We start from the raw sequence: 6,619 nt of genomic DNA, 5'->3' as shown, positions 1-6,619 counted from the left end.
TTAGTAAGACCCCTTGAAGACGACGAGGTAGATAGGTTGGAGGTGGAAGTGCAGCAATGCATGGAGCTGACCAATACTAATCGGTCGAGGGCTTATCCTAAAAGTTTACGATTATATCGTAAGCATAGGCGATTACACACTACACACAATGAATTTCGTATCCAGTTTTCAGGCGATCAAGCCTGAAAAGAGAAAGTGGGTCCTTTTGGGACTGATATTTCTCGCTGCGATTTCGAGAAGCCTAGCTTCGAAAAATCATGTTTGGTGGCGATGGCGGAGGGGTTCCACACGTACCCATCCCGAACACGACCGTTAAGCCCTCCAGCGCCGATGGTACTTGGACCGCAGGGTCCTGGGAGAGTAGGACGCCGCCAAGCAAAGGACCACTGCCGATTTACTCGGTGGTGGTTTTTATTTTTTAGAGTTATATTTAGATCCTTTAAAAAGGAATGTAACCTTTTTGTTACCGACAGAATGTGGACTGCCGTTATAATAAAGTGTGGCAATAAAAATTAGGCAATTTAGCCTATATCATCAATATGAGTGTATTTACAATATCACAATTAATATATGGGATTATAGCTCAGTCTAGTAAGGAGGAATGAGTCATGTGGAGAAGAGGAAGATTTTCCTTAGGCTTCATAGCAGTGGTCTTGATGATGATGGCTATCTTCATCACAGGCTGTATGTCTTCTTCCAAGCTTTCTTGGTCGACTTTTGTAGGCGCAGCGGTTGAGAAGAATTTCCCTGTCCCTAAAGAAGCCAATAGAACAGATTCCGTACTTAATAACTCTAAGATGGACTATGTCCATTATTCATTCTCTGGTCTTCGTGAAGATGAGGGTGTACCCGAGCCTTATAAGAAGGCAATTACTGAGTGGGGTTGGATTGAAAAAGTGGATGAGAACACTGGAACGACAAGTGTTTACGAGAAGGGTAAACTGATCGTTCAGTTGACGATCCATGATGATTCTTTTACCGTGTTGGTTCCAAAGATAGACGAAAGAGTGGTTATACAGGGGATGGAGAGCAGTCCTTAGACTCTGGGACTACGTAGTGGACAAGAAGACATAGGCGACAAAGCATATAGAATAAAGATAATAGACCTGATTCCTGCATTTATGCAGAGAGCAGGTCTATTCCTTATGTAGAAGCACCGAGGTCATTGTTTGTAGTAGGAGAGGTCTTGTTCGTTGAATTTTAGCATCCCATCTTTTGGTTGGTCTCGTAAACCGAATTTAGCAAATAGTCTGGGGGTCATGAGCCAAAAGTACCAGAAAAATAACGAGAAAATAAATGAGCCTGGTGACCAAGGGATGAGGATAGCAATAAGGCAGCAACCGATCCAGGCTGAATGAAAATGCACTTTGCGAAAGATAGAATAACTAACGTATTGATCTGGCATATACCCGATCCAAGGTAAGCGTAAGGTGAAGTTCCAACGTTTACGATTGGAATGACTAACAATTATTAGAATAGATCTAGATATGACGTATTGAATCCACAAAGCAATGGGAATGGAGAGTAGGAAGAAAAAGATGCTAGTCCAGTTGATGAAGAACATCTCGGCAGCTAACCAAATAAACGGAATAGTTAAATAGCTCATAATTAGGGCTTTAGGAAACATTAGTTTTTTTAGGAGTCGATAATGGTAAAATGTTGCGTTGGTTACAGTATCGTCAGGCATGAATTAAGCATCCCTCCTTCAATCGATGACGGCCTTCCAAAGAAGGACATCTCTTTATTAATATATCGGACAAAAGAAAGAATATTTAAGATTTTCTCCGGTACAAACACCGTGGCGCCTTGAGCAGCATATATATAAAGCAGGAATGGGAACTATGAAAGGGTTTAAATTGATAGAAACTGTGTCATACTGATAGTAAAACGAACAAGGTGGGATCGTTCATGAATGAACATATCGAAGACACCTGTATCATATGTGGAGAACGTAAGTCGGAAGGAATTCATATTGTATCCGAATTTATATGTGATGCTTGCGAGTCGGAGATGGTGCACACGGAAGTGCAGGAGGATAAATATCATTTTTTCATTCATCAATTAAAACAAATTTGGGTGCAAAAGAATGCTTAACGACAACTATCATATGATCTGATTATCCTCGTAATTTATAGGGATCCATAAGATTTAAAACTAGACTCCACATTGTGGGGTTATTTTGTTGCTCATATTATGATGAAGACGGTAGAATATAAGGAAGGCATGTTTTGTTATCATTAAAAACGGGTAAAAATGGACAATCCGGAAGGACTAAGATATATATGTTGGAGAGTAAACATTCCGCGCCATTGTATGAAGCTTTACTTGAGTATAAAGAAAGTGCTAAAGCTTCTTTTCATGTGCCGGGACACAAAGATGGACAAGCCTATCGAACATTACATAAAGCCAGTGAATACCTGACACAAGTGATGGATATCGATATTACGGAAATAACCGGGAGTGATGATTTACATCATCCGGAAGGTATCATTAAAGAGGCACAGCAGAGGGCAGCACAGTTTTTTGGAGCAGATCAAACATTTTTTCTTGTTGGAGGAAGTACAGCAGGTAACTTAGGACTCATACTAAGTGTATGTGCCACTCCAGGAGATGTATTGCTTGTACAGCGAAATGTACATAAATCCGTAATTCACGGATTAATGTTGGCACATGCAAAAGCGGTTTTCCTTGCGCCGCAGATCGATGAGGTCAGCGGACTAGCTACCATTCCGTCGCAGACGGCGGTGACAGAAGCACTGCGAAGGTATCCCAATGCGAAGGGATTGTTGGTAACGTCTCCGAACTACTATGGGATGGGCTCTTCGCTTAAACCGCTGGTAGAGCTTTGTCACGATAGCGGTGTCCCCCTATTGGTTGACGAAGCGCATGGTGCACATTTCGGACTGCATTCGGTACTGCCGGAGAATGCGCTAGCTCAAGGTGCTGATGGTGTTGTACAATCGACGCATAAGATGCTGACAGCCCTTACAATGGGCGCGATGCTACATGTGCAAGGTAGTAAGCTGGATCGTAAGCTGCTATCTCAGCGGCTTGCGATGATTCAGAGCTCAAGTCCTTCGTATCCCATTATGGCATCACTTGATTTGAGCCGTAGTGTCCTGGAAGCTCAGGGGGAAGTTATTTTTGAGGACGGATTGGCAGCAGCACAGATTATTAGGGATGGTATCAAGAAACTTCCCCGATTTGCTGTGGTAGAACCCAGGGGTACGAATGATGCATATACTATACAAGATCCTTTTAAAATCGTATTGTACGATGTTACCGGTCAGTGGAGTGGGTATGAGTTACAAGAATGGTTGGAAGCTGCCGGATGTATACCGGAAATGAGTGATGATCGGTATGTAGTGTTGGCACTTAGTCAAGGTACTACACGTAAGGATGTAGATCGATTGCTACAAGCGCTAGAGAAGTTGAGCGAAAATTCGGCAATTCACGAGGTTAATCAACTTTCCACGTGGAACATAGGGTCGAAGTTTGGCGATGAAGTATCTTCTCCTGTTCAATTTGGTCTTAGTCCAATCTCGGAAGAGATGACAGAGGCTGTTCCCATAGAGCAGAGCGCAGGCCGACAAGCAGCAGAAATGATCATACCTTATCCTCCTGGTATTCCGTTACTATATCCAGGGGAGACGATCACGGATGTCATCTTAGCCCGACTTATCGAGCTGAAGAAGAACAAAGCCAAATGTCAGGGAGCAGGAGATCCACTGCTTGCTACGATCAGAGTCAGTAAAGTTACAGAAGGAAGCAGGGATATCATATGAGTGGCAGAGGATTATTCATTACACTTGAGGGTGGCGAAGGATCTGGCAAGACGACAATAATAGAACAAATGGCACATATGTTAGAGCAGCAGGGTGTTCCTTATGTCGTAACGCGTGAGCCGGGAGGTATTGACATCGCGGAGAAAATCCGCGGAATTATTCTCAATCCTGATCATATAGCGATGGATGGACGTACGGAAGCATTATTATATGCTGCTGCAAGACGACAGCATTTGGTTGAGAAGGTAGAACCCGCTCTAATGCAGGGAATGGTCGTTTTATGTGACCGCTTTATTGATAGTAGTTTGGCATATCAAGGTCATGCAAGGGGACTTGGTATCCAGGAAGTGTTGGGAATTAACAACTTTGCGACTAATGGACGATTCCCAGACCATACTTTTTATATGGATATCGAGCCCGAAGTGGGGTTAGCTAGAATTGCAGCAGGCCAAGGAAGAGAGATCAACCGTCTAGATTTAGAGAGTGTTCAGTTTCACCATAAGGTGAGAGAAGGTTACCTGATTGTGGCAGGCATGTATCCAGAGCGGATCACAACAATCGATGCTTCTAGGAGCCAGGAAGAGGTCGCTGGAGAGATAAATAGTTGTCTTTCCGCACTTTTAAAGGATTTTTTGATATAATTGTCAAATACTAAGGTGAGTTATATTTTATAATATCGAGGAGGGGCTGTATATGAAACTCATTGTTGCGATCATCCAGGATAAAGACAGCAACCGGCTGTCCAGTGCGCTCGTGAAGGAAAATTTTCGGGCGACGAAATTGGCAAGTACCGGTGGCTTTCTACGGGCAGGAAACACAACGTTTATGATCGGTGTTGATGATAATCAAGTGGAATCTGTAATGAACGTCATTCGCAATAGTTGTAAGATACGTGAACAGTTGGTTACACCAGTAACACCAATGAGCGGCTCGACCGATTCATATTTACCACTTCCTGTAGAGGTTCAGGTGGGCGGAGCTACTGTGTTTGTACTCCCAGTCGACCGATTTGAGCACTTCTAAGAGGTTGTCCAACTGAATGTGATACAAATATTTAGATATAATATGAAATAATCTAAGTTAGGCTGTGATTGCAGTGAAGATAGAGCCCGGATATAGACCTCTGAAGAGTGGTCTTGGGGTGAGTGATAACTCCACCAAGTTAGTTCAACAGAAGAGTTTCTCTGATGTCATTCAACAACAGGGAGAACAAGCTTCTCAACAGGAATTGGATCGAAGATTTAAAGAGATTCAATCCCAAGGGGATCGTTTGGCTAGGTCCATGACCATCAGAGAGCTGAAGGCGTATCGTCTGCTTGTTAAAAAATTTCTGGAAGACACGGTAAGACGGGGCGTAAGTATGAAGGAATCCAGAGGATGGGATCGCCGTGGCCGTGGTAAACGCTACAAGTTGTTAGATGAAGTTGATGCTGCATTGCTTGCGATGGCTGATGAACTGTTGGAAACAGAACAGGGTAAGATTGAATTACTGCAGAAGATCGGTGAAATTCGCGGCATATTAATAAATTTAAGTTTTTAGAAGTGTGATGGAAATGCAAGGCAGTCGGTGTGATTCGAACTTTCGATCGTTGTTGTCCTGTGATTGTTTTTATTTTATAACCCCTAATTGGGTAACAATCACATGACAAAGACGAACTGAGATTATGCTTTCGAGGCAGCTTTCCGTAGGAAAGCTTGTAGCTTCTCCAGTTTCGAATCTCACCTCCTGCCCCTTTAAGAGCAAAGTTTCCATCACACTCCTAGGTGTCAGGCAGGGAGGTATGAGGGCATCATGTCGTTTCAAGAAATAATGGGTCAAGATACCGCCAAGCAATTGCTTATGAGGGGCCTGCGCCAAGATCAAATATCGCATGCCTATATATTTAGTGGGCCGCCGGGAAGTGGGCAGAAGGAGATGGCGCTGACCTTTGCTCAGGCGTTATTCTGCACGAATCGGGTGAATGAGGATGCTTGCGGCGAATGCTTGGAATGTCGTAAAGTAAAGCACGGCAACCACCCGGATCTCCATCAGATTGCTCCCGATGGGTCTACGATTAAGATTGACCAAATCCGCGACCTGCAGCGAATTTTCTCTTATCGCTCGGAGAGTGGAAATTATAAAGTATATATTATTGATGAGGCCGAGAAGATGACGGTACAGGCTGCAAATAGTCTGTTAAAGTTTCTAGAGGAGCCCCCTTCTCCGGCTGTAGCTATTTTGTTGTCGGATAACGGACGAGCCCTACTGCCAACGATTCAATCGAGGTCACAATGGGTTCCATTTACTCCGCTGGATCCGGAACGTATGCTTCAAATTTTGTCAGTTGAGGGAATATCACCGACATTAGCAAGGTGTGCCGTGCATTTGGCGGCAGGACTGGGACCATGCCGAGAACTGCTTGGACAGAATTGGTTTGCAGAAATCAGAAACGTAGTGTTACAATTAGGGAAGGAGTCCATGGGCCGTGGTGGATCTCCATTAATAACAGCACAGCAGAGCGTGTTCAAAGCAGGTCTCGGCGATCATCTGGATATGTTATTTAATTTATTCCATTTGTGGTTTAAGGATATGGTTCATGCGCTCTATCATAGACATGACCGAATTGTATTTATAGATGAGCTGGATTTTATCGTCAAACACGCTCACTCCCGAAGTGCACAGCAGTGGATTGATGCTATGGCGTTAGCCGCAGAGAGCAAGAAGAAGTTAAGATACAATATGAATGGACAGCTCTGTCTTGAGAGTTTTCTCATCGGTATTGAGGGACAGCATTAAAAGAATAGCGGTAAACACATACTAGATTAACTAACTTTCTCCCGTTAAAGAGCATGGA

The 6,619-nt window shown here is 43.6% G+C and carries 8 protein-coding genes and 2 rRNA genes; 9 read left to right on the top strand and 1 reads right to left on the bottom strand.

Annotated elements, in window-relative coordinates:
• The 3 genes from IEW05_RS24700 to IEW05_RS24690 all read left to right on the top strand — a co-directional run.
• Positions 1-100 (top strand): 23S ribosomal RNA (locus tag IEW05_RS24700); the annotation flags it as partial.
• A 160-nt stretch (positions 101-260) separates the two neighbouring features.
• A 5S ribosomal RNA gene (rrf, locus tag IEW05_RS24695) occupies positions 261-377 on the top strand.
• Positions 378-608: 231 nt separating this feature from the next.
• On the top strand, positions 609-1,040 hold the full coding sequence (locus IEW05_RS24690) for a hypothetical protein (protein ID WP_188542535.1): 432 nt from the start codon (positions 609-611) through the stop codon (positions 1,038-1,040).
• Between the two features lie 122 nt (positions 1,041-1,162).
• Here IEW05_RS24690 and IEW05_RS24685 read toward each other — a convergent pair whose 3' ends face one another.
• A complete protein-coding gene (locus IEW05_RS24685) occupies positions 1,163-1,687 on the bottom strand; it encodes a hypothetical protein (RefSeq protein WP_188542534.1) in 525 nt (174 codons plus the stop codon).
• Between the two features lie 221 nt (positions 1,688-1,908).
• On the opposite strand from IEW05_RS24685, the gene IEW05_RS24680 reads away from it, so the two are divergent.
• From IEW05_RS24680 to holB, 6 genes are all read left to right on the top strand, one after another.
• Positions 1,909-2,094, top strand: a complete 186-nt coding sequence (locus IEW05_RS24680) for a sigma factor G inhibitor Gin (protein WP_188542533.1) — start codon at positions 1,909-1,911, stop codon at positions 2,092-2,094.
• Positions 2,095-2,282: 188 nt separating this feature from the next.
• Entirely contained in the window at positions 2,283-3,785 is a 1,503-nt protein-coding gene (locus tag IEW05_RS24675; RefSeq protein ID WP_188542540.1) for an aminotransferase class I/II-fold pyridoxal phosphate-dependent enzyme, read from the top strand.
• Positions 3,782-4,426, top strand: a complete 645-nt coding sequence (tmk, locus tag IEW05_RS24670) for a dTMP kinase (RefSeq protein ID WP_188542532.1) — start codon at positions 3,782-3,784, stop codon at positions 4,424-4,426. The genes IEW05_RS24675 and tmk overlap by 4 nt, the downstream gene beginning before the upstream one ends.
• 52 nt (positions 4,427-4,478) lie before the next feature.
• Complete coding sequence (darA, locus tag IEW05_RS24665) at positions 4,479-4,808, top strand: cyclic di-AMP receptor DarA (RefSeq protein ID WP_188542531.1); 330 nt, start codon at positions 4,479-4,481, stop codon at positions 4,806-4,808.
• A gap of 73 nt (positions 4,809-4,881) precedes the next feature.
• Positions 4,882-5,325, top strand: a complete 444-nt coding sequence (locus tag IEW05_RS24660) for a YaaR family protein (protein ID WP_188542530.1) — start codon at positions 4,882-4,884, stop codon at positions 5,323-5,325.
• 252 nt (positions 5,326-5,577) lie between these two features.
• On the top strand, positions 5,578-6,561 hold the full coding sequence (gene holB / locus IEW05_RS24655) for a DNA polymerase III subunit delta' (RefSeq protein WP_188542529.1): 984 nt from the start codon (positions 5,578-5,580) through the stop codon (positions 6,559-6,561).
• Positions 6,562-6,619 lie beyond the last annotated feature (58 nt).

Origin of the sequence: Paenibacillus segetis, from assembly GCF_014639155.1 — a bacterium.
GTDB lineage: Bacteria > Bacillota > Bacilli > Paenibacillales > Paenibacillaceae > Fontibacillus > Fontibacillus segetis.
This window is presented reverse-complemented; position numbering and strand designations above follow the sequence as displayed.